Source organism: Arenibacter aquaticus (assembly GCF_003957295.1).
GTDB classification, from domain to species: Bacteria; Bacteroidota; Bacteroidia; order Flavobacteriales; family Flavobacteriaceae; genus Arenibacter; species Arenibacter aquaticus.
The window spans coordinates 431,141-452,725 of the sequence record NZ_RQPJ01000001.1; the positions used below are offsets into that span (position 1 = coordinate 431,141).

Sequence of the window (21,585 nt, forward strand, 5' to 3'; positions counted from 1 at the left end):
GCCATAGCAGCTATGCCAGGATTCCGCAAACAGCATCTGGCACTCTTATTGTTCTACTGGCCTTAGTCTATCTTACTAAAACCGGTATAGGGAACAAGGACTTCCGGTATTTGTATACCGTCCCCGGTCTGATAATTTTCCAATATTCCGGCCAACACCCTGGGCAGTGCCAAGGAGCTCCCGTTTAGGGTATGTGCCAGCTGACTCTTTCCGTTTTCGTCCTTATAGCGCAGCTTTAAACGATTGGCCTGATAGGTTTCAAAATTGGATACAGAGCTTATTTCCAACCAGCGGTCCTGGGCTGTAGAGAACACCTCAAAGTCATAGGTAAGTGCTGCCGTAAATCCTAAATCTCCCCCACAGAGTCGCAATATCCTAAAGGGCAGTTTTAGTTCACGAAGGATATCCTTTATATGGCCAACCATGCCATCCAAGGCCTCATAGGATTTCTCCGGGTGCTCTACCCGTACTATTTCCACCTTATCAAATTGATGCAAACGGTTAAGCCCCCTTACATGGGCGCCGTAACTACCGGCTTCCCTTCTAAAACAAGGGGTATAGCCCGTATGACGGATTGGAAAATCGGTTTCACTTAGGATTACATCCCTATAAATATTGGTTACGGGCACTTCTGCGGTAGGGATCAAGTAAAGGTCATCCTCACCAATATGGTACATTTGCCCCTCCTTATCGGGCAATTGTCCCGTACCATATCCCGAGGCCTCATTTACCAAATGTGGCACTTGTATCTCTTGGTATCCCGCCTGGGTGTTCTTGTCCAAGAAGTAGGAGATCAAGGCCCTTTGCAGTCGGGCTCCTTTGCCCTTGTAGACCGGAAAGCCTGCACCCGTTATTTTTGCCCCCAGTTCAAAATCTATAATATCATATTTTTTTGCCAGCTCCCAGTGGGGCAGCGCCCCCTCCTTTAAGGCAGGGATATCCCCTTCCTTAAAGACCACCTCATTGTCCTCTTCCGTACTCCCTGCCGGAACGGAAGGATGTGGAACATTGGGGATCTGGTACAATAGGTTTTGCAACTCCGTTGCGGCAGCAGTTAGGCTTTCGTTCAATTCCTTGGATTCCTCTTTTAGCTTAGCTGTCTTTTCTTTTAGAACATTGGCTTCGGCAGCCTTGCCACTTTTATACAGCTTTCCTATTTCCTTGGACAGGCTATTGGACTCTGCCAAGGTGTTATCCAAAGAGCTTTGTAGGGATCGTCTTTTTTCATCCAATTGAAGTACGTTTTCAATAAGTGGAACCGCATCCAAATTCCGCTTTTTTAAAGCCTCTATTATCTGATCTTTATCTTCTCGAATAGCCTGTAATTGCAACATTTTTCAAATTTTAATGTTGCAAATTTAATCTAATCTTCGGATTTTAAACCTAAATTTGAAACAGATATGACCCATAATATTTCAATACATGGTTTTTGAACATATTGCCCTAAACGTAGAAGACACCCATAGCGTTAAAAATTGGTATGTTTCCCATTTAGGCCTAAAAGTCGCAAGGGAACAATTAACACCTCCATTTATGACATTTTTGGAAGATTCTTCCGGGCGTGTAATTCTGGAACTATACCATAGACCCGATGAAAAAATCACCAAATTTACATCCCAACACCCACTCACCTTTCATATGGCCTTTGTCTCTACCAATGCAGAACAAGACAAAATACGGCTACTAGGGCAGGGTGCCAGTTTTATAGAGGAAGTAAACACAGCAGACGGAAGCCATTTAATAATGCTCCGTGACCCTTGGGGCATGCCACTGCAGCTATGCCAAAGGGCGAATCCATTTTAATTTAATCTCCCGCTTGCAGCGGAGAGGGCAGTATCCATTCACTATGGCCAAAATACCCCCATGGCACCTGGGCCATATCCACCTCCGGGTCTATAAATTGATGGTGGGGCTTACCGTTTACACTTACCCTAGCGTTAACAAAAACGGAGATATCCTCTCCTTTCTCCGCATATTCCCTTTTTAAACGTTGGGCAAACTGCCACATAAAATCCGGATAGGCCTTTAGTTTATTCTTTTGCCTTTTGGTAAGATAGTCCTCCAAATTTACCAGGTACCAATTGCCGGTGGTATTGTTTTTAATCTTAAAAGAGGTAAGCCCACTGCGGCTGCGCAACATCATTCGCCAGCTCAATCTATGGCCTTCCTCGGTCCACAGCACATCACCCTTTATAAAATAATGTCTTATGGGCAGTACCAACTGTATTAAAAAATAAATCCCCACCACCCCAAGGACCAACTTTTTATGGGGAGGTATTAACACCTCACTCACAAGATACGGCTTCTTTTTCCTAAAAAATATCTTCCGTATGGTCTCCGGATCATAGAAGAACACCATAAATGCCAAGGCCAGATAAGGGAATATACCAATCTGGAAAACTATGGAATTGAACATATGAAAGAATACAGCGGCCATAAATGCCCACTTTCTGGACTTTTTCCAAAGCATGGCCGGTACTATCAACAGATCGAACAGAATTCCCGAGACCCCCACAATCATATGTACCGCAGGCTGTTGCAACAGTGCTCCAATAAGCGGGTAGCCCTGCTTCCTTTTAAACAGGATCTCTATAATACTAAAATCCAACCAATCCCCGTATAGCTTGGCTACGGAGGCATAGGTATACACTATGAACAACTGCATTACAATGCCCCATTTAATATAGGCCGGCATATGATTGGTCTTTATGCCGGGGTCTAGTCTGGCATCCAGGGAACAATTCCTATGGGCCGGCAGAAAAGACATGATCAACGCAATGAGCAGCAAGAGGTAATAATGATTGTTATAGGAGGTTTTTTGCATGAGGTAGACTGCGGCCCACATTAGGGTAAAGGCCAGGGTGGCAAATCGGTATTTATACCCAAGGGCAATGCAGATACCCAGGGTGCCCATAACCAAAAAATAGATGTACATGCCATTTCCCGGCAAGGGCTGCAACCATTCAAAACCAATAAAGGTAAAGGTAAAACTGGGTTCAATCAGGGTGCGTCTCACCCATCCGGTAAGGATGGCCCCGTAGCATTCCAGGCTAACGAGAATCCCAAAAAAAATCCGAAATATCAGCAGTGGGCTATTATCGATTTGCTTAAAAAGAAATCGATCCCACATTTACTCGGAGATTATGGAGAGGGAGGTCACCCTATCCTTTTTTAACTGTGCCTGAAGGGCCTCAACGGAATCAAACTTGTGTTCATCCCGGATGCGGTCTATAATATCTATCTGTATCTTTTTATCGTACAGATCCTGATCAAAGTCGAAGAAATTGATCTCAATGCTTTTGGCTGTACCTTCCACGGTAGGGTTGTACCCAATATTCATCATACCAAAGACCTTGTTGCCATCTATATGGCTACTCACTACATAGACCCCGTTCTTAGGGATTAGCTTGTATTCCTCCGGTATGTGCAAATTGGCGGTAGGAAAGTCTAACTTACGCCCCAGTCCTTTGCCCCTTATTACTGTTCCGGTAAGCATATACCGGTATCCCAAATAGGAGTTGGCGGTCTTTATATCGCCTTCCCCCAAGGCCTTTCTAATCTTAGTGGAACTTACCGAGACATCGTCTATTTCCTGTGCCGATATTTCCTCCACCTCAAAATCCAGGGCATTGCCAAAAGCGATCAGGTCGTTTATATTGGCATTCCTATTTCTTCCAAACCTATGGTCATATCCAATAATGATCTTTTTTGTCTTTAGGTCGTTTACCAGGATATCCCTAACAAATTCGGTTGCGGACAAACGGGAAAACTCCTGGGTAAAGGGGTGTATTATTAAAATATCTATCCCAATTTCCTTCAAAATAGACACCTTCTCATCTATGGTATTCAAAAGCTTTATGGAGACATCTTTTTGCAACACCATTCTGGGGTGTGGAAAAAAAGTTAGCACTGTAGATTTCAATTCTAACAGTTTGGCATTATTTATGAGCCTTTCCAATATTTTACGATGACCTATATGCACCCCGTCAAAAGTGCCAATGGTAATGGCAGTAGGGTGCGCTTTGTCGTAATTGGAGATGCTTTGAACTGTTATCACAAAATGGAATAATAAAAAAACTTATCTTTGAGTTGGTACAAAAAACCCTTTTGATGGTTGTAAAATTACGTCTTGTTTTTTCAATATCCATATTTTTTCTCAGCTATTACGGATTTGGACAAACTAACTACTGGCAAAAAAGCAACCAAAGGAGCAGTAATGCGGCCAGGCAAATAGCAAAACTGGAGATTGGAAACGGCCAGACCTTCACCTTACAGAAGGAAAAATTTACAAAAGAGCTACAAGACGCCCAAGTCCGTAAAGGCAAAAACATAATCAGCCTCCCCGATGAGAACGGCACCTTAATTCCCTTTGTGATAAAGGAGGCCTCGGTGCTGGCCCCAGAACTGGCGCAAAAATACCCCCAGATAAAATCGTACGTAGGCCAAGCCGTCAACAATAGCAAGGACAGGGTGCGCTTTAGTGTTTCCCAAAAGGGCATACAGAGCATGATTGTTTACGGGGACCATAAAAATGCCACCTTTATGCAGAAGGTATCCAATTCGGACAACGAATATGTGGTATACAATAGGCAGGATGCCCTTATGATGAATACCAATTTCATCTGTGAGACCTCTTCGCGTATTGAAAAAGAGAAGGGGCCCACCGCCTTAAAATTGCTGGACGGACAGGTATTGCGAAAATTTAGGGTAGCCATTTCCGCCACCGGGGAGTATACGGAATACCACGGCGGTACCGTTGCCGATGCCCTTGCGGCCATTAATGCCACCATTACACGGGTCAACGAAGTATTTGAAACCGACCTGGGGATAAGCCTGGAGCTTGTTGCCAATACGGACGAGGTCATCTACACCGACAAGGATACCGATCCTTACGGCTCCAACCTAAACTCTGAAGCACAAAGCACCCTAAATACCGTTATAGGCGCAGAAAATTACGATGTTGGCCACTTGTTCCAAAACGATGAAAATGGAGGAAACGCCGGTTATATTGCCTCGGTATGTATAGACACCCGAAAGGGAAGCGCCTACTCCTCTGCCCTGGTACCACAGGGCGATATTTTTGACCTGGATTTTGTAGCTCATGAAATGGGCCATCAGTTTGGGGCCAACCACACCTGGTCCTTTGAGTCCGAAGGCACCCTGGTACAGGCAGAACCCGGCAGTGGCACCACCATAATGGGATATGCGGGCATCTCTGGCAGTGAAAATGTTGCCCTTAACGGAGACGACTACTTTCACTATTACAGTATTTTCCAAATTCTGGAATATGTTAAGACCACCAGCTGTGCCCAGGAAATACCCCTGCTGAACAGCCCACCTGAAATTGTACCCACGGGGAACTTTATCATCCCTAAATCTACTGCCTTTCGCCTAACGGGCACGGCCTCTGATGCGGACGAAGAGGATATTCTTACCTACAATTGGGAGCAGATAGACGATGGGATCGTTACCCACAATACCTTTGGCCCTACCAATCTCAGCGGCGCCAATTTTAGATCTTTAAAACCCACGGTAAAACCTAGCAGATATTTCCCCCGGCTCTCCAGTATAGTGGCCGGCAACCTTACCCAGACCAACCCCAACATCAATACCACCTGGGAGACCGTTTCCGATGTGGAGCGGGAATTGGATTTTGCCCTTACGGTCAGGGACAACTCCCTTGGCGGGGGACAGGTAGCCTCAGATCTGGTAAAAGTAAAGGTAATAGACAATGCGGGCCCGTTTACGGTGAGCTCCCAATCTACCAATGTATCCTATGTGGCCGGAACCAGACAGCAGGTGGTTTGGGATGTGGCAGAAACCAACCACGCCCCCATAAACACCCAGACTGTAGATATTTATTTTTCGGCCAATGGCGGGGCTTCCTTCCCTATTGTATTGGCAGATAGCGTGCCCAATGACGGCCAACAGGACATTCTTATCCCCGGCTTTGCCACTCCCACCGCCCGTATCATGGTGAGAGCCCATGACAATATATTTCTAGCGGTAAATACAAGCGATTTTACGGTCACCTCTTCTGATATGGTCCTCAATTTTCCCCAATTGGAATACGAGGTCTGCCAGGGCAGTGATCTAATCGCCCCCTTTACCTATCAAACCTTTAATGGCTTTGAGGAGGAAGCTACCTTTTCCGCTTCTGGAATGCCAGCCGGACTCACCGCCAGCTTTTCGCCTGCCGCTACCACAGTGAACGATACGGTGGTAAACATCACCTTTTCCAACACGGCAGCGGTGAGTTCAGGTAATTATCCCATTACTATTATGGCCACGGCCGATACCATTGTTAAACAAGTGGATATAGACCTCAGGATTTTGGACACCAGCTTTAGCGATGTGGTACTGCAACTCCCTGCCGATGGATCTGGCAGTGCCAATATTGCCACGGACCTGGAATGGGAATCCAACCCCTCCTACACCTCTTTTGATGTAGAGATTGCGGACGATCCCGGGTTTAGCAATATCATAGAAACCGCCACCGTGCTCTTTAACACCTACCTCACCAGTAGCTTGGAGGAAGAAACTACTTACTATTGGCGGGTAAAACCAAAAAACAGTTGTGGGGAGGGCACTTTTGGCCCTGCCTTTAGTTTTACCACCCTGGAACTAAATTGTGCCACGGAAACCGCTAGTGACCTGCCGCTTACCATCCCCTCTGTGGGAACCCCTACCATTACCTCTACCATTACCATGTTGAACGACCTTCCCATTTCGGATGTAAACGTAAACCTGGATATAGACCATTCCTATTTGGCAGATTTGGAAATAGCCCTTATTTCCCCTGCCGGGACAAGGGTAATCCTGGTCTCCAATTCCTGCGGTGGCAATCCGGATATATTGGCCACATTTGATGATGACGGCAATAGCTTTATTTGCGGAAGCGGTCCGGCCATATTGGGCACCGTAAGGCCCTTGGGCTCCCTGGCGGCCTTTAATGGGGAATCTACCCTTGGGGATTGGACCCTGGAAGTAAAGGACATAGCCTCATCGGACGGGGGAACCCTAAATGCCTTTTCCATAGACATATGCGTGGAAGGCAATTTTAGGCTGGACGAGGACAAGGACGGGGTGTTTGACGACGGTGACGACCTCTGCCTAAATACCCCAATGGGTGTACAGGTAGACCTCAACGGCTGCCCGGTATACATTCTTCCGCCCAGCAACTTCCAAGTAGAGATAAACAGCGAATCCTGTAGCAATAAAAATGACGGGAACATACGAATAGTGGCCGATCTAAATATGGACTATGAGGTAAGCCTCATTGGCCCTGGGGTGAATTCCACTTCCAGCTTTACCAATTTTTATTACGAGGAAAACCTCAACGCCGGCAACTATGAAATATGCATCACCGGTACCGATGATGACATCGTATACGAAACCTATTGCTTTGAAGTCGTTATCAACGAACCCCCACCCCTATCGGTCACCGCCAAACTCACTGCCGATGGCACACAGGCAATGCTGACCCTGGACGGGGGAACGGACTATAACATAGAATTGAACGGTATAGTTACCCAAACCAAAGCATCAACCGTGGTGCTGGACCTAAAAAAGGGCGTAAACCAATTAAAAGTGTACACCAACCTATCCTGTCAGGGCAGTTATGAGGAACAATTTATTTTGGCAGATCAACCCATTGTATACCCCAACCCCTTTGTAGACCAACTAGAGGTGTTATTAAAGCAGGGGCCTGAGGATATCAATGTCAAAATCTTTAATTTTGCGGGACAATTGATCCGCTCCAAAGATTATAAGCTCCAAAATGATGGGATCAGCATTGCATTACCGGGACTGCCTTCCGGAATGTACATCCTTAAATTAAGGGGAGAAGGCGTACAAAGCAGTTTTAAGATCATAAAAGAATAGAGGGATGAAACCAATAGCCATCATATTATGTTTTTTGGCCTTAGTGGGTTGCGGAGGAAAAAGCTCCCCCAAGCCACCTACATCGGCACTGTTGGTCTTCCCCGAAAAGAACTCGGAATGCACTACTGGCCAGGATATTAATGGCAGCAATACCTCCTTGGTAGAATTTAGGTGGCAGGCATCGGAACATACAGAATCTTATCAACTAAGGGCCACCAATATAAATACCAATACCACCCAGACCATAGTGGTTACCGGTACATCGGCAAGTTTGCCTTTAGAGAAGGGCGATGCCTTTTCCTGGTACATTATCTCCAAGAACGACGATGTTTCGGAAACGGCCCGCAGTGAAACCTGGTTGTTCTACAATGCCGGGTCAGAGACCACCTATGCCCCTTTTCCGGCCGAGGTGATAGCACCCAAAACGGGAGCCACCGTAACCAAGGACATTAACAATGAGGTAGCGTTAAATTGGGAGGGAGCGGATATAGACAATGACTTGGAGGGCTATGAGGTATATTTCTCCACAGAAAATCCGCCTACCACTTTAATAGCCACCTTGACCAATGGCACCTCGGATATAACGGTAAGCGTAGAGTCGGACACCGTTTACTACTGGCGTGTACTTACCCGGGATTTGGAAGGCAATACGGCCACCAACCAAGTATCCCAATTTAAAGTGCGTTAAAGAGCGGCCTAGCTACCGTTAAACTGGTTCATGGTCCTGTTTACACCGGCCAGTACAAAAGAGCGCACCAGCTCATCGGTTTTCTTAAAACGTTCGGGCAGGGCATCCTTTTCCTCTTCGTTCCATTCGCCCAAGACGTAGTCTATCTGTCTTCCTTTTCCAAAATCGGCCCCAACACCAAAGCGCAATCTGTTGTATTTGGTAGTTTGCAGTACCTGCTGTATGTCCTTTAGGCCATTATGCCCCCCATCACTACCCTTGGCTTTTAAGCGCAAGGTACCAAAGGGAAGGTTAATATCATCTGTAATGACCAATACGTTCTCTAAAGGAATATTCTCCTTGTCCATCCAATACTTAAGCGCCTTTCCGCTTCTGTTCATATAGGTAGAGGGCTTAAGACATAGAATGCTCCTCCCCTTTACCTTAAAGGTAGCCAGGTCCCCAAGTTTGGCGGTCTCAAAGGTGAAATCTTCCTGTTGGGCCAGGGAATCCAACACTTTAAAACCAATATTATGCCGGGTTTCGGCATACTCCTGCCCAATATTACCGAGTCCTACGATCAGAAATTTTTTCATGGTGTCTTTTTCGTCCAACCATGTCCTATTCAAATTAAAAAGTGATTTTAAGATGTGGAACATAGTACAGTTTTAAGAAAGCTATAAAAATACAAAAGCATCCCGCTGTAGCGGGATGCCCTTATCTAAAATTTCAAAAAATTTATTCGTTACCTTCAGCAGCTGCATCGGCAGTAGCTTCGGCTCCTTCTTCTTCTTCATCGTCGTCATCGGTCAAGATAGCGTTACGTGCAGCTTTAACCTGTACCACAACCGTAGTGTCCGGGTGAAGAATAGTAAACTCATCTTTCAACAATGAGGCAACGGAAATATTTCCTCCGATTTTCAATTTAGAAATATCAACATCAAAGAAATCTGGCAGGTTGTCTGGCAAGGCCTTGATAGCCAATTTTCTTTTTCTAAACAACAATCTACCACCATTTCTAACCCCAGGAGAGTTTCCTATCAACCTTACAGGGATATTCATGGTAACCTCTTTGTCCTTGAACAATTGATAGAAATCTATGTGCAGAATGCTATCGGTTACAGGGTGAAATTGGATATCCTGTAGTACGGCATCAATCTTGTCCCCACCATCCAATTCAATCACAACAGTGTGTGCGTTTGGAGTGTAAACCAAGTCTTTGAACGCTAGTTCTTCCGCTGAAAAGTGCAATGGTTTTTCCCCTCCGTAAATAACGCAAGGAACCTTTCCAGCATTACGCAAGGCCTTTGTTGCTTTTTTGCCCACGCTTTCTCTTTCTGATCCTTTAATTGTAATTGACTTCATTATATATATTAATAATTAATAATTCTATTGGTTTACCTACATTAGAAACTTGGAACTAATGGAGGTATTGTGATGCACCCTGTGCATTACATCTGCAAACAATTCTGCACAGCTTATGACCCTTACCTTCTTGCTTTCCTTTTTAAGGGGAATGGAATCGGTAACAATAAGCTCGGACAGGTTGGAGTTTTCTATGCGCTCATAGGCATCCCCGGAGAGCAGTGCGTGCGTGCATATGGCCCTAACGCTCAAAGCACCCTTGGCCATCATTAGGTCGGCTGCCTTGGTAAGTGTTCCTGCGGTATCTACCATATCATCAACCAGGACCACATTTTTACCCTGCACATCGCCAATAAGTTCCATATGGGAAATTACGTTGGCCTGTGCCCTTTGCTTGTAACAGATCACTACGTCACAGCTTAGTGCCTTGGAATAGGCATAAGCCCTTTTAGACCCTCCCATATCAGGAGAGGCTATGGTTAAATCCTTTAGATTAAGGCTGTCCAAATACGGTAGGAACAAGGTAGAGGCAAACAAATGGTCTACCGGTTTTTCAAAGAACCCTTGTATCTGGTCTGCGTGCAGATCCATGGTAATGATACGGGTTGCTCCGGCGGCCTCCAACATTTTGGCTACCAATTTGGCCGCAATGGGCACCCTTGGCTTGTCTTTTCTATCCTGTCTTGCCCATCCAAAGTAAGGCATTACTGCGGTAATGTGTCTTGCTGAGGCCCTTTTGGCGGCATCTAACATCAACAACATTTCCATAAGGTTTTCAGAACTGGGATTGGTAGATCCTATTATAAAAACCCGCATACCCCTTATAGATTCTTCAAAAGATGGTTGAAATTCCCCATCACTATATCTTGAAAAAATCACATTACCTAAACTGGATCCAAAGGACTCGGCTATTTTTTCGGATAGCTTGGCACTTTGGGTACAGGTGAAGATTTTGGGCTCCGGCACTTGGTAGGACATTGTTAAGGTCTTGTTTTTTAGTTTATTGGCACTCCTATTTCTAAGGAGGTGCAAATTTAGACATTTATTTGGGTTGCTAAAGTATAATTCTTGATATTTTTTTGCGGATATAAAGAAAAATTTATTTAGTTTTGCACTCGCAATCAAAGTCAGTGTTTTTAAAACGGCTGATTAAATTGAAATATTGGCGAAAGCAATTTGCTCGAGTGCCTGCCTGCGGTAGGCAGGGCGGAACTGGTAGACCTGTCTGCCGACAGGCAGGCCTGACTACCGACAGGCAGGCGCGCTTAAGTTGAAATTTTGAAAAATGGTTTGGATTTATGCCATATCTAGTTTGACTTCTAACTATATTTATGTGGGAATGACCACAGATTTAGAAGCGCGGATAGAACGGCATAATAAAGGAAGAGAAAAAACGACCAGACCTTATGCTCCCTTTAAACTGATTTATACCGAACAGCGGGAAAATTGGAAAGAAGGTAGAAAAAGAGAAAAATATTGGAAATCAGGTGTTGGAAAAGAACAACTGAGAAAATTGAAATATAAAAAATAGTAGTTTGCTCGAGTGGCGGAACTGGTAGACGCGCTGGATTCAAAATCCAGTTCCTTTGGAGTGTGGGTTCGATTCCCACCTCGAGTACAACAAAAACCCTGTAGATCTTATGATTTACAGGGTTTTTTGGTTTTATAGGTTTTTAGGCCGATGGTGGATGGGCAGCCCGTAGTTTGAAGACTGACATAGTAAGCACGAGTGTGACACCTGCCCGTCCTCTAGGCGGGCTCGTGCCCTAGGTCAGTAAGCACGAGCGTGACGCTCGCGCTAGCGGAGATAGTTACACAAGAAAATATTAGCTCTAAGGAATTGGACTAGTGCTTTTCATAGGATACAGTGTTGTGCGCTTTTTTTCTTATTCAGTTGGATTTAATGTTACACTATACAAGCACCTTGTAATTGCTTCACGGATATCATCAGCTTCAGTTTCTCCTCGGCCTTCAGCCGTACATGATGAAATCAATGAACTTGTACCATAGTCTACAAATTGAATTGTGACTTCTATCGTATAACTGCCTAACCCCGTACTTCTTTGACCGCTTTCCCCATAATTAATGACAAGAGTTTCATTTGCTATTTCATCCTTTAATTCTGGTATCAGAATAAACCCTTCTTTGGCCATAATTCCTGAAATAACATCTCTAGGGTTTACACTTTTACTAGTTGAATAATATTGTCCATTTATTGAGGCACCTGAGCTAGAAGTCAGACTTTTTGTTTGAGAAATGTAAATGTATTTGTAATCACGTATCTCTCCATTTTTAGTGGTGGTTACAGGCTTAAGTGGTGCACAACTAACAAGCCAAACGCAAGAAATTATAGTTACAATTATTCGATTTAATTTCATCTATTTATTATTTGATTCATTTTGAACGCGTTTTTTCTAAATGCGCACAACGCTTGGGCTAAGCGTAGTGCGGAGGCAAGGAAACTTTTCGTTTCCGTCTAAGCACGAAGCTAAAGCTTATTGTTTAGTTTTATTTTTTCTTGTCTAAAGCTAAATCCATAAGATTTAGCGACACCATAAATAAACACAGACCTTTCCGTTTTATCCTAAAGTCCGCATTAGTTTTAGGCTTTGTTAGGCATTGGCTTTTACACTCAACTTTTTATTGAATAATTCCATATGTTTTGTTTCATCATCCATTAGTTCAGTTAATTTGTCAATTGCCTCTGTCGAAAAATAGACCTTACTTCTATTAGAAACCAAATCCATAGTTTCAGTCCAAATGTATTGACTTTCAGAAGCGATAACTGTACCTTCAGGTGGGTTAACTACTTTAAAATTAGGGTCATTTACCCAACCTAAATGATAAATTGCTCGTTTTAGTTGTGAATTAGTAAACTTAAATTTGGATTTCTTTTTGACCTCTTGGTCAAGACTATTAAGGATTATATGTTCTCTATTTGTTTGAATTTCTCCTACTATTTTATAAATAGGCTTACCCTCATTAGTTGTTATTTTGCCAATATCACCAGCTGAAATTGCATTTAAAATAACATTGAAAACTCCATTTTGAGTTTCGTCAATTTCAATTTCACTTCCTGATAGGATCCTATCCTTACTATTAAATCCATAGATTTTGTGTTGTGCTGGATTTATTATCAACACTTCTCTTGGATTTATATCAACCATTTCTGGTAAAAGTTTAGACCAAATCTCCATAAATTCTTTACTCTTTTCATTCGCTTTAATCTGCAAAAATCTATTAAAATCGGAGGTATTTTTATTAGCGTGTTCGTTTTTGCTTGAAGCTCGATAGTAAATTGCACCCTTAACAATTTTAAATTCGGGAAAATCTTTTACCGGTATTAAAACTTGATTGTTCTTTTCAATTATTAGTGAGTAAAATTTTCTAGTACTAATTTGAAACATTTGCAAGTCAATTGAGACACCAACTTTGGCAATACTTTCAAATTTTTGTGTAATCTCGTTAAGGTCAATTTGTTTTAAAACATCAAGATTTTGTTGGTCAAGACCAACATCTACGTGCGTGCCATCAGATTTTTCATCAATTCCTAAAAGTAAAATTCCACCGTCAGAATTTGAAAAAGATAGAATATCTTTCGCAAAGTTTAGCAGAAAATTTTCTAACCCTGTTTTAGATGTGGCTATATTTAACTTTAACTTATAGTCAATCGAATTATTTTCTTTAGGAAATCGTCCATTGTCTTTTAAGTCCGTAATTATTTCCTGTACTTTTTCGTTTAAATCTTTTAAGTTCATAGTCTTTACGGATGCATCTAAAATATTAACTTTAAGGAACTGCACTAGTGCTTTTCATAGGACGCGTTGTTGCCCACAGTTATTCTAATGTTCTATCAATACTTTATCTTCTTCACTTAGTAATTCAGTCAATAAATCAAAACTTTTAGTAGGAAACCTTGATAAATCAGCTTTAAAAAATAATAATAGTAATTTATTCAAAGAGTAGATGTTTTTGGTGTAGTTGGTTTTCCAAATATTAAAGTCTCTAATTTTGAACGAATTAGTTTTTCTGGAATCAAGTTCGCATTGAAAAAATATTGGAGATTCACCGTGAATATGTTTTGAGAACTTCTTCCAATTTTGAGTTATTCTAGTTAGAAGTGGAGATATGTCAGATTCAAAATTAGGATGTTTATTAATATATTCCATTATTTTATCGTGCTTTAATACAAACTCGCCATTTTTCCATTGATTAAATTCAATAGGATGATGGATGAAATAAATTAGTTGTAATGTAAGTTCTATACTGCTTCTTAGATGCATATGAGCTGAGCGATACAATCCAATTAGAGAAAGAAAAAATGATGAGTTTACATCTTCAAATATTTCATCAATTAATAAGTCATATTCTGTTAAACCTAAGTTGTGAAAAGCAATTTTATAGTTCTTAGGAACCACAGTAGCACGATATATTTCGTGTAAATCGTTATCGTTAATATTTACAATTGACTCATCCCAAAATTCTTTAAAGTCATTAAAATATAAAGGTATGTCAGCTTTTGCCTTTTCTAATATAGCCTTTCTCATAAATTACTTAATATTTCGGCCCACTTAGCAAAAGATTCAATTTTTGATAGTTCTTTATTGTCTATTTTTTGATTCTCCATATGCATTATTTCGTTTCTGATTTTATTAACTGCATATTTCACTTTGTCTTTTAATCCAGGTCTTTTTTGAATTCGTCCTATAATTCTTTGAATTGTTAAAGCTCTTGATTCTTTTTGGTCTTTAAATCCTAACTCTAGTTCTGAATTTGTAAAATCTATTAAGTCTTTAATTCTTGGAAAAACCTTTTTGTCTTCAAGGAATGATTTAATTAGTTCAAGTTTATCTTCAAAACTTATTTTATTTGCAAATTTTAAATCTCTAGACTTTTGAATTTTCTCAAAGGTTTTTAAGTTTTTAATGAAGATTTTCAAAGACGAAGTATCCAAGCCTTTTTTTTCTAAATCAGAGAATTCTTTTAATGTATTCTCTAGTAAAATTATTTTATTTGAAATATCCATTTTTAGTCTTCTAGAGTTATTATTAATTCTTCTGCAAAATTTTTATAAGCTATAATCCCATTTTCGTTTGGATTAATAAGAGTAGCAGGTTTATTGTATTTAGCAGCTTCACTTATTTTTGTTGTAAACGGAATTACAGTTTGAAAAGTATAAATTCCTAATTCTGTGGAACAAGTTCTTCTAATACTATCTAAATGATGATTATGGTCTTTTGTATTTCTTTTTTGAGTGAAAAGAATACCAAGAATTTCTACAGTGCATCCTGGTAATTTTCTTTTTAATTGATTCACTCTGTTTATTAATAACGGTAAACCTATTGCAGCATAGAATTCAGGTGAAACAGGTACAATTATATGGTCACTAACAACTAATGCGTTCTGTGGTGCAATTGTTAAATTTGGTGGACAATCTATTAATACAAAATCATAGTCAGTAGTTAATTTTTCAATTTGTCTACTTAATATATTTTCTCTTCCCGGTTCTGAACTTAAATCTATATCTAAAAATGTTAATTCAATGTGAGATGGTATTAAATCAAGGTTTTCGATTTCGCATACATTTTCGATAATAGCATCCTTTATGTCATATTCTGCATCTCTAGATGAAAGTCCTTTATTCATTCCTAATACATCTGCAATTGTAGCCGTATCTTTTATTCTTCCCCATTCATCTAATCCTATTAGAGAGAAAGTTGAATTTGTTTGTGGGTCAATATCTATTATTAATACTTTTTTCCCGTGTTCTGTTGCTAATATTGTTCCAAGTTCAACAACGCTGGTGGTTTTTCCAACGCCTCCTTTCATATTTATAAATGATAGTATTTTCATATTTTAATTTTCTCTTAATTGTGGGCAACATATGTATAAAGTAACTTGTAACCACACAGCTACCTTAAACAGTTACGCTATTGTACTATTTATCCTTTACTTTCCTAAAATTTTCTGTGGTGTACAGCGGGGGGAATACTACAAACAGAAGTGTCTTTCTAACCTTCTAAGTTAGCAAATATTAGGTTGCATATTCAGCATATCGCTTAAGTACGAAAAAATCCGTTGTATTGCAAGAGTTGCTGTTGGCAAATACCTGATAAAAATGATGTAGTAAAATATCCGGCCAAAAAGTTGGGAAACTGGGTAGGAAGAGTTGAGCGCAAAGTCCGGAGACTTTGCACAACGGGGTTTGTGAGCACGAGCCCGCCTAAAGGACGGGCAGGCGTGACGCACGCGCTAGCGGGGAATTAAGGACAATGATTCTTCCCAGAGGCTTTGCGCAGCATACTTTGTGCAGCCGTGGTTGTTATTTTTTTAAAAATAAACCGCTTCAAATACCGCTAATGGCGCTCTTCTGCCTACATTTAGTTTTAAGACATCTCCATTTATAGTGTAGTTGTCCGCCATCTTAAAAACTTTTAAAAACGCACTTTCATTATTATTACCATCTAGGCAGGCTTTCATAGTTACCGCCAGATTTTCATTAAACCTAATTCTATTACCTTCTTCCAATTTGTAGCTGCCGTTAAAGTGGTTACAACCCGCAAAACCCGTAATAGTATGGTCGCTTTTTAAAATGAAGTATTGCTCCCTTTCTTGATTATCTGCCATCTCCACTTCTTTGCCCATAAGGGTGGTTAGTTTCCAATACTTATTGACGATTTTATTATCGCTCATTTCATAAAATATGGCAGAGGATTGTCCGTTACTAAGGTTTAACTTTCCATTTTCTATAGTGAAACTATTGGTCCCGGATAACAGCTGCAACAGTTGTCCTTCCAACTCCATTTCTTTTGCACCACAAGCCATTCGCGTTGTGCCCAATTGGCTAAACGCAATCTGATTATCACTTTCAATGACATAGGTTCCCATTAAACGATTACATCCAACGAAACCAGATACTTTGCCGTTTTCCGATAGATCTAGATAAATAGGTCGGTTACTACTGGTCTTATTTTCTCCAAAAGCGCTTAATTCCCATTTTTTATTCATGGATGTATTAATGGATTGTTTGTTCTTCATGTGTGCTCCGCAACTTGCTAAAAAAAATGCTACTATTATAGTTGTTATATACTTCATATTTATAGTTATTTATTTAAATCCGTGGATCCGTTTTTAGTAGGGATGTATTCTTTCTTGTCCAATGAAAAAGAGCTCCCTTTTATTGGTAAATTATTCTAGTTTTTAAAGACTGTTTTTCCTTCTTTTGTCAGTTCGTGCTGCACTCCCTTTCCCCTTAATTCATACTGCTCGTTTTTATACCAAATACCCGAAGCGGCCTTTTCCGCTACCGAATTAATTTGTTCCCCTCCATTAAGATACACCTTGGCAATGCCTACCCTGTTGTTGAAAGTAATGTCCAGGGTCTGACCGTTCTTATCCTTAAGCTCAGTTCTTACTATATCATTATTCACCTTATGGTTAACCTCTAATTCCTGTGAGCCTGTGTTTTCTTGGCTGGGTGCTTCCTTGCAAGATATCAACCCCAATGCAGCAAGCCATGTAATGCTTAGAACTATTTTTTTCATTTTTTGTGATGGCAATTTATCTTTTTTGGCTTTGAGTTAAATACACATTCAAACTCAGTGCCAACTACTACGAATTCCGCTTTTTTTTACCAAAATTTTTAATTGGAATATTATAACTACCAGGTACTGTTTTAGTTACCCACAACTACCATATAGGCGCCAAGTAACCCGGCCCAAAGTTGGGAGACTTTATGTAGCGGTTAGTAAGAACTAGGGTGGCACCTGTCTAACGGACGGATTGGTAATAGGTTCAGATAATCCTAGGTTTGTTAGCACCAGCGTGACACCTGCCCGTCCTCCAGGCGGGGTAGCGCTAGCGGGGGTAGCACCCTAGGTTAATAAGCACGAGCGTGACGCTCGCGCTAGCGGGGGTTAGTTCTTCGGTTTCTCCAGTATAAAGCACAACGTTTAGTATAAAATGCGTTTTAATGCATTTTTACATAGTGTTGTACACTGGCTTTGTTCATTTCCATTATTGACAAATACCTGTTCTCAATTGATGTTTCCAATTTTCCGATAACATTAAAACCTAATTGCGAATAGAACTTTTCAGCATTAGGGTCAGCATGTAGAATAACCCTCTCAAAATCGATCATTAGAATTCGTTTGAAAAAATCAATCATTAAATTTTTTCCAATTCCTTTGCCAATAGAAATTGGCGCAACAAATAGGTTATCTAGTTTTAAATCTGAGTAATTTGATTTAAAAAAGGAATAATAGCCAATAATCTTATTTTCCTTAACCAATTTATACACCTCTTTTTCAAGGATATAATCTTCAGTAATCGTTAGGTCATTTTTCCAATCTTCTATTTGCTGCTTGCTATAATCCCAATATGACTTTGAGATAATAGTTAGTTCTGTCAATTCTTTTGCGTCTTCTATTATAGCTTTCTCAATTTCCATTTTTTGCTTGTGTACAAGGATCGTAAATGACTACTTGCCCTCCATATACCTTTAATTAATAAATTACAAACAAAGTGGCACCGCTACACATTTTGACACCTAGCAACCCCTATAATTTTCTGTGCTGTACGGCAGTATGGAATACTACAAATAGCAGTGTTTTTCAAACCTTCTAAGTTAGCAAATTTTAGTCCGATTTCATTTTCATCTATTCAAATGTAAAAGATTACTCGCTTGCCATCTTTATTTTATACAAAAGCAGTCGGCTTGGATTGGGCCAAGGTTTTTGGCGAGGCTGGTCCCGGTTGCTATTGAGGGCTTCCCATTTAAGAACATATCTGAAGTTTTTGTCATTCACAGGTCCAATATCTTTACTGGTTTTAACCTGTAAACCAGGAAAATCCCCTTCAATTTCCAGAGTTGTATCAAAGGGTTCGGGCTTCAACACCTTCCCTATATTTTTAAATTTATTGTCCAACAAAATAGTGCCATTTCCATATTTGGTGTGCCAGTAATCAACTTCGTAATGGCCATCCTTTCTTTTTTTGAAACCTTTGAAACTAAATTCCACATCAATACTTCCGCGGCCCGAAAACTCCCAGCGATAATCCCAATTGGTCAGTTGCTTATGCATCCATTTTTCATCCTCTATGTGTGCTGCGTATATCTGAAGGTTTCCAGCAGAATCATATTTATGATAAACAAATACGGGCTGGTTATTTTCATCCAAACAAAGTTTGGCTCCCAGATTAATGATTCCTCCTTTTACAGGGATTGGATCAACAATCAAAGATTTGTTATCCAAAGTGGCAGGCAAATCAATTTTTCCACCAAAGGCATCAAACCAGTTTTTTAAATCCGGGCTTTTCATGTACGATAGATCATGATTTGTCTCACAATCAGGCGTATCTCGCCAAACCCAATAAACATGATACCAGCCGTCCTCCAAAACAGTTGGCTGTCTTTGGTAAGCATTCATTAATCCTTGTCCGTCCGTTAAGGGTACATCCAGCATTCTGGACCAAGATTTGTTTTCGCAGGAATAGATATTGTAAATCTCCTTACCATTTCCACTACTGCCATCTCTATAATGAAAAAGTAACTCCCCATCCTTTGTAAGCATAAAATTAGGATACGTACATTTTTTCTCATTGGTCCCAATCAATTCCATTTCCTGAACGAGTGTAGAAATGTCGTGGGGCTTTTTGCTCTTGAAATAAGTTATTGGATGTACATGCATGTTCCCGGATAAATGAATAAATCCATCTTTATCTACTCCAATGGTAACATAATTGTGACTGTCCCAATCCAAAACGGTACTGGTCCCCGCTGTAGTTTCGCGTCTGGTTGGAGGCATTGTAAACAGTTCAAAGTTTTCATCGCCGAGATTTCTTTGTCCCACTACCATGTTTCGGTTTGCATTATAGTAGGCAATATATTGCCTGTTTCCATGGGTATAGAGGCTAAAACCAACAGGGTGGCCTGCCCAAACACTATCAATTTCAATGATTTGTTCGATGGACTCGGTTTTGTGGGTTTCATCAATTACGATGCGTGGAGTAGATTGCTTTGGGGTGCAGGCAAAAAGAGTTAACACACCAATGACAAGAATTATTTGTAATCCCTTCATAATTTAAGTTTATTCCTTAATAAATTTCCAGTTTGCGGCCCCTTCAATTACCATTAATAGGATGGATATGAATTTGATACGCTATGCCGTACAACCTACGAATCGCAACCCCTTCCTATTCCTTTAATTCATACATTCTAAATACCCGGGACCCCAATACCTTTTGGCACTCAATAATCCTCAGAATTTCCCTATTAATCTCTGATGTACGGCCGGAGGAATACTACAGACAAAAGTATTCTTCCAACCTTCTAATTTAACAAATATTAGTATACCAATTAGGTACCAAAAAAACACCTTAAACCACAGACTTGCTCTATGCCAAATAATTACCAAAAAGAATAAATTTAAAATAGTAACTCAAAGTCGGGAAACATTGTGCAGCGGTAGTAAGCACCAGCGTGACAGCTGCCCGTCCTCTAGGCGGCTTGCGCTAGCGGGGACATACACGTGTAATAATTTTAAAATTAATACGTGTTATAGCAATATTTTGTAACTTTGTGAGCAGCAATTCATAAACTCACTATTATGAACACGAAATTAACATTAACAATAGAAAGGGAAATAATTGAAAGGGCAAAAAAATATGCGAAGGAAAAAAATCGCAGTTTGTCGGATATCATTGAGAACTATTTGAAAATTCTTACCAAAGAAGAACAAAACCATAAAAGCAAAAAACTTAATCCCGTAGTAGAATCGCTAAAAGGTTCTTTTAAAATGCCAAAAAATATGGACTACAAAAAGGAACTTAAAGATAGATTGGAAAAAAAATATTTATAAATGGATCACGTTCTAATCGATACGGATGTATTGCTCGATTTCTTTTTTGATAGAAAACCGTTTTCCGAATTTTCAGCAGAAATCTTAAATCTTTGTGCTGAAAAGGAAATAAAGGGGTATACCACAGCTGTGATTATTTCCAATGTCTATTATTTGCTTAGAAAAACGGCTAAACACGATATTATAGTTGAAAAGATAAAACAACTTTTAAATTTAATAGAAATCGTAAAAATGGATAAAAATGCTGTTTTACAAGCGTTGAACTCTGATTTTAAAGATTTTGAAGATGCTTTGCAAAATTTTTCCGCTATAGAAAATGGGCAAATAAAAATTATTTTAACAAGGAACCTAAAGGATTTCAAAAAAAGTGAGTTGGCTATTTTGACACCGGAAACCTATTTAAAAGGAAAAGCAAGCGGTTAAGGTGACTTGTGAAATATACCATAAACCAATATAAAAACAACTTACTACAGGCATAACTATTATTCAGCATAAGAACAATGCGCCCTGATTAAATTTTATTTAAGGCTTATCCGGCCTAACGCTATAAAATGGAATCCGGATCCATGCGCGGTTAAGTTCCGCTAAGATTTGTGCAGAGTGATTCTGCGCCTTCAAATCAATAAAAAAATGCCCCATAGGTTTGCTTATTTCAATAGAAAAAACCTAAAAAACCATAATCACATATTAAATTTATGCTACAGCTAAGGCATTCCGTCGCACTCCTAATACCATCACCAAAAATGCCCAACAAAATGAGGTTCAAATCGTTTTTGAATGTTACCACCTAGAGTACAACAAAAACCCTAT

21 protein-coding genes and 1 tRNA gene are annotated in these 21,585 nt (G+C 40.3%); 7 read left to right on the forward strand and 15 right to left on the reverse strand.

Annotation, left to right across the window (positions count from 1 at the left end; all coding sequences use genetic code 11):
- Positions 1–62 precede the first annotated feature (62 nt).
- Positions 63–1,334: a serine--tRNA ligase gene (gene serS / locus EHW67_RS01645; protein ID WP_126160600.1), complete on the reverse strand. Its 1,272-nt coding sequence runs from the start codon at positions 1,332–1,334 to the stop codon at positions 63–65.
- An 88-nt stretch (positions 1,335–1,422) separates the two neighbouring features.
- Here serS and EHW67_RS01650 point away from each other — a divergent pair, with 88 nt between their 5' ends.
- On the forward strand, positions 1,423–1,803 hold the full coding sequence (locus EHW67_RS01650) for a VOC family protein (RefSeq protein WP_126160601.1): 381 nt from the start codon (positions 1,423–1,425) through the stop codon (positions 1,801–1,803).
- 1 nt (position 1,804) lies between these two features.
- Here the strand turns inward: EHW67_RS01650 and EHW67_RS01655 are convergent, their stop codons facing one another.
- Both EHW67_RS01655 and EHW67_RS01660 read right to left on the reverse strand, forming a co-directional pair.
- Positions 1,805–3,130 carry an HTTM domain-containing protein gene (locus EHW67_RS01655; protein ID WP_126160602.1) on the reverse strand — a complete coding sequence of 442 codons (1,326 nt, stop codon included), beginning with the start codon at positions 3,128–3,130 and terminating at the stop codon, positions 1,805–1,807.
- Complete coding sequence (locus tag EHW67_RS01660) at positions 3,131–4,057, reverse strand: bifunctional riboflavin kinase/FAD synthetase (RefSeq protein ID WP_126160603.1); 927 nt, start codon at positions 4,055–4,057, stop codon at positions 3,131–3,133.
- A gap of 53 nt (positions 4,058–4,110) precedes the next feature.
- Here EHW67_RS01660 and EHW67_RS01665 point away from each other — a divergent pair, with 53 nt between their 5' ends.
- Positions 4,111–7,884: a reprolysin-like metallopeptidase gene (locus EHW67_RS01665; RefSeq protein ID WP_126160604.1), complete on the forward strand. Its 3,774-nt coding sequence runs from the start codon at positions 4,111–4,113 to the stop codon at positions 7,882–7,884.
- Positions 7,885–7,888: 4 nt separating this feature from the next.
- Positions 7,889–8,572, forward strand: a complete 684-nt coding sequence (locus tag EHW67_RS01670; RefSeq protein ID WP_126160605.1) for a hypothetical protein — start codon at positions 7,889–7,891, stop codon at positions 8,570–8,572.
- Positions 8,573–8,580: 8 nt separating this feature from the next.
- Here EHW67_RS01670 and pth read toward each other — a convergent pair whose 3' ends face one another.
- The 3 genes from pth to EHW67_RS01685 all read right to left on the reverse strand — a co-directional run bounded on the left by pth (position 8,581) and on the right by EHW67_RS01685 (position 10,894).
- On the reverse strand, positions 8,581–9,210 hold the full coding sequence (pth, locus tag EHW67_RS01675; RefSeq protein ID WP_126160606.1) for an aminoacyl-tRNA hydrolase: 630 nt from the start codon (positions 9,208–9,210) through the stop codon (positions 8,581–8,583).
- Positions 9,211–9,289: 79 nt separating this feature from the next.
- Positions 9,290–9,916 carry a 50S ribosomal protein L25/general stress protein Ctc gene (locus EHW67_RS01680; protein WP_126160607.1) on the reverse strand — a complete coding sequence of 209 codons (627 nt, stop codon included), beginning with the start codon at positions 9,914–9,916 and terminating at the stop codon, positions 9,290–9,292.
- 36 nt (positions 9,917–9,952) lie between these two features.
- A complete protein-coding gene (locus EHW67_RS01685) occupies positions 9,953–10,894 on the reverse strand; it encodes a ribose-phosphate pyrophosphokinase (RefSeq protein ID WP_126160608.1) in 942 nt (313 codons plus the stop codon).
- 361 nt (positions 10,895–11,255) lie between these two features.
- Here EHW67_RS01685 and EHW67_RS01690 point away from each other — a divergent pair, with 361 nt between their 5' ends.
- Both EHW67_RS01690 and EHW67_RS01695 read left to right on the forward strand, forming a co-directional pair.
- Positions 11,256–11,447, forward strand: coding sequence for a GIY-YIG nuclease family protein (locus tag EHW67_RS01690; protein ID WP_238389818.1), 192 nt, complete (start codon positions 11,256–11,258; stop codon positions 11,445–11,447).
- 6 nt (positions 11,448–11,453) lie between these two features.
- Positions 11,454–11,534, forward strand: a tRNA-Leu gene (locus EHW67_RS01695).
- Positions 11,535–11,802: 268 nt separating this feature from the next.
- On the opposite strand, the gene EHW67_RS01700 is transcribed toward EHW67_RS01695, so the two are convergent.
- The 9 genes from EHW67_RS01700 to EHW67_RS01740 form a co-directional block, all read right to left on the reverse strand.
- Complete coding sequence (locus EHW67_RS01700; protein ID WP_126160610.1) at positions 11,803–12,294, reverse strand: hypothetical protein; 492 nt, start codon at positions 12,292–12,294, stop codon at positions 11,803–11,805.
- A gap of 234 nt (positions 12,295–12,528) precedes the next feature.
- Positions 12,529–13,674 carry an ATP-binding protein gene (locus EHW67_RS01705; protein ID WP_126160611.1) on the reverse strand — a complete coding sequence of 382 codons (1,146 nt, stop codon included), beginning with the start codon at positions 13,672–13,674 and terminating at the stop codon, positions 12,529–12,531.
- A gap of 84 nt (positions 13,675–13,758) precedes the next feature.
- The gene (locus EHW67_RS01710) at positions 13,759–14,463 is read right to left on the reverse strand and encodes a hypothetical protein (RefSeq protein ID WP_126160612.1); all 705 of its coding nucleotides are present in this window, start codon (positions 14,461–14,463) and stop codon (positions 13,759–13,761) included.
- On the reverse strand, positions 14,460–14,942 hold the full coding sequence (locus EHW67_RS01715; protein ID WP_126160613.1) for a hypothetical protein: 483 nt from the start codon (positions 14,940–14,942) through the stop codon (positions 14,460–14,462). The genes EHW67_RS01710 and EHW67_RS01715 overlap by 4 nt, the downstream gene beginning before the upstream one ends.
- Positions 14,943–14,944: 2 nt before the next feature.
- Positions 14,945–15,769, reverse strand: a complete 825-nt coding sequence (locus EHW67_RS01720; RefSeq protein WP_126160614.1) for a ParA family protein — start codon at positions 15,767–15,769, stop codon at positions 14,945–14,947.
- Between the two features lie 477 nt (positions 15,770–16,246).
- Positions 16,247–17,011: an META domain-containing protein gene (locus tag EHW67_RS01725; RefSeq protein ID WP_126160615.1), complete on the reverse strand. Its 765-nt coding sequence runs from the start codon at positions 17,009–17,011 to the stop codon at positions 16,247–16,249.
- A 98-nt stretch (positions 17,012–17,109) separates the two neighbouring features.
- A complete protein-coding gene (locus EHW67_RS01730) occupies positions 17,110–17,460 on the reverse strand; it encodes an MliC family protein (protein WP_126160616.1) in 351 nt (116 codons plus the stop codon).
- 425 nt (positions 17,461–17,885) lie between these two features.
- A complete protein-coding gene (locus EHW67_RS01735; RefSeq protein ID WP_126160617.1) occupies positions 17,886–18,365 on the reverse strand; it encodes a GNAT family N-acetyltransferase in 480 nt (159 codons plus the stop codon).
- 226 nt (positions 18,366–18,591) lie between these two features.
- Positions 18,592–19,995, reverse strand: a complete 1,404-nt coding sequence (locus EHW67_RS01740) for a BNR repeat-containing protein (protein WP_126160618.1) — start codon at positions 19,993–19,995, stop codon at positions 18,592–18,594.
- A 528-nt stretch (positions 19,996–20,523) separates the two neighbouring features.
- Between EHW67_RS01740 and EHW67_RS01745 the strand changes: the two genes are divergently transcribed.
- Complete coding sequence (locus EHW67_RS01745) at positions 20,524–20,775, forward strand: DUF6364 family protein (RefSeq protein ID WP_126160619.1); 252 nt, start codon at positions 20,524–20,526, stop codon at positions 20,773–20,775.
- On the forward strand, positions 20,776–21,198 hold the full coding sequence (locus tag EHW67_RS01750) for a type II toxin-antitoxin system VapC family toxin (RefSeq protein WP_126160620.1): 423 nt from the start codon (positions 20,776–20,778) through the stop codon (positions 21,196–21,198). It abuts the gene before it with no gap.
- Positions 21,199–21,585 lie beyond the last annotated feature (387 nt).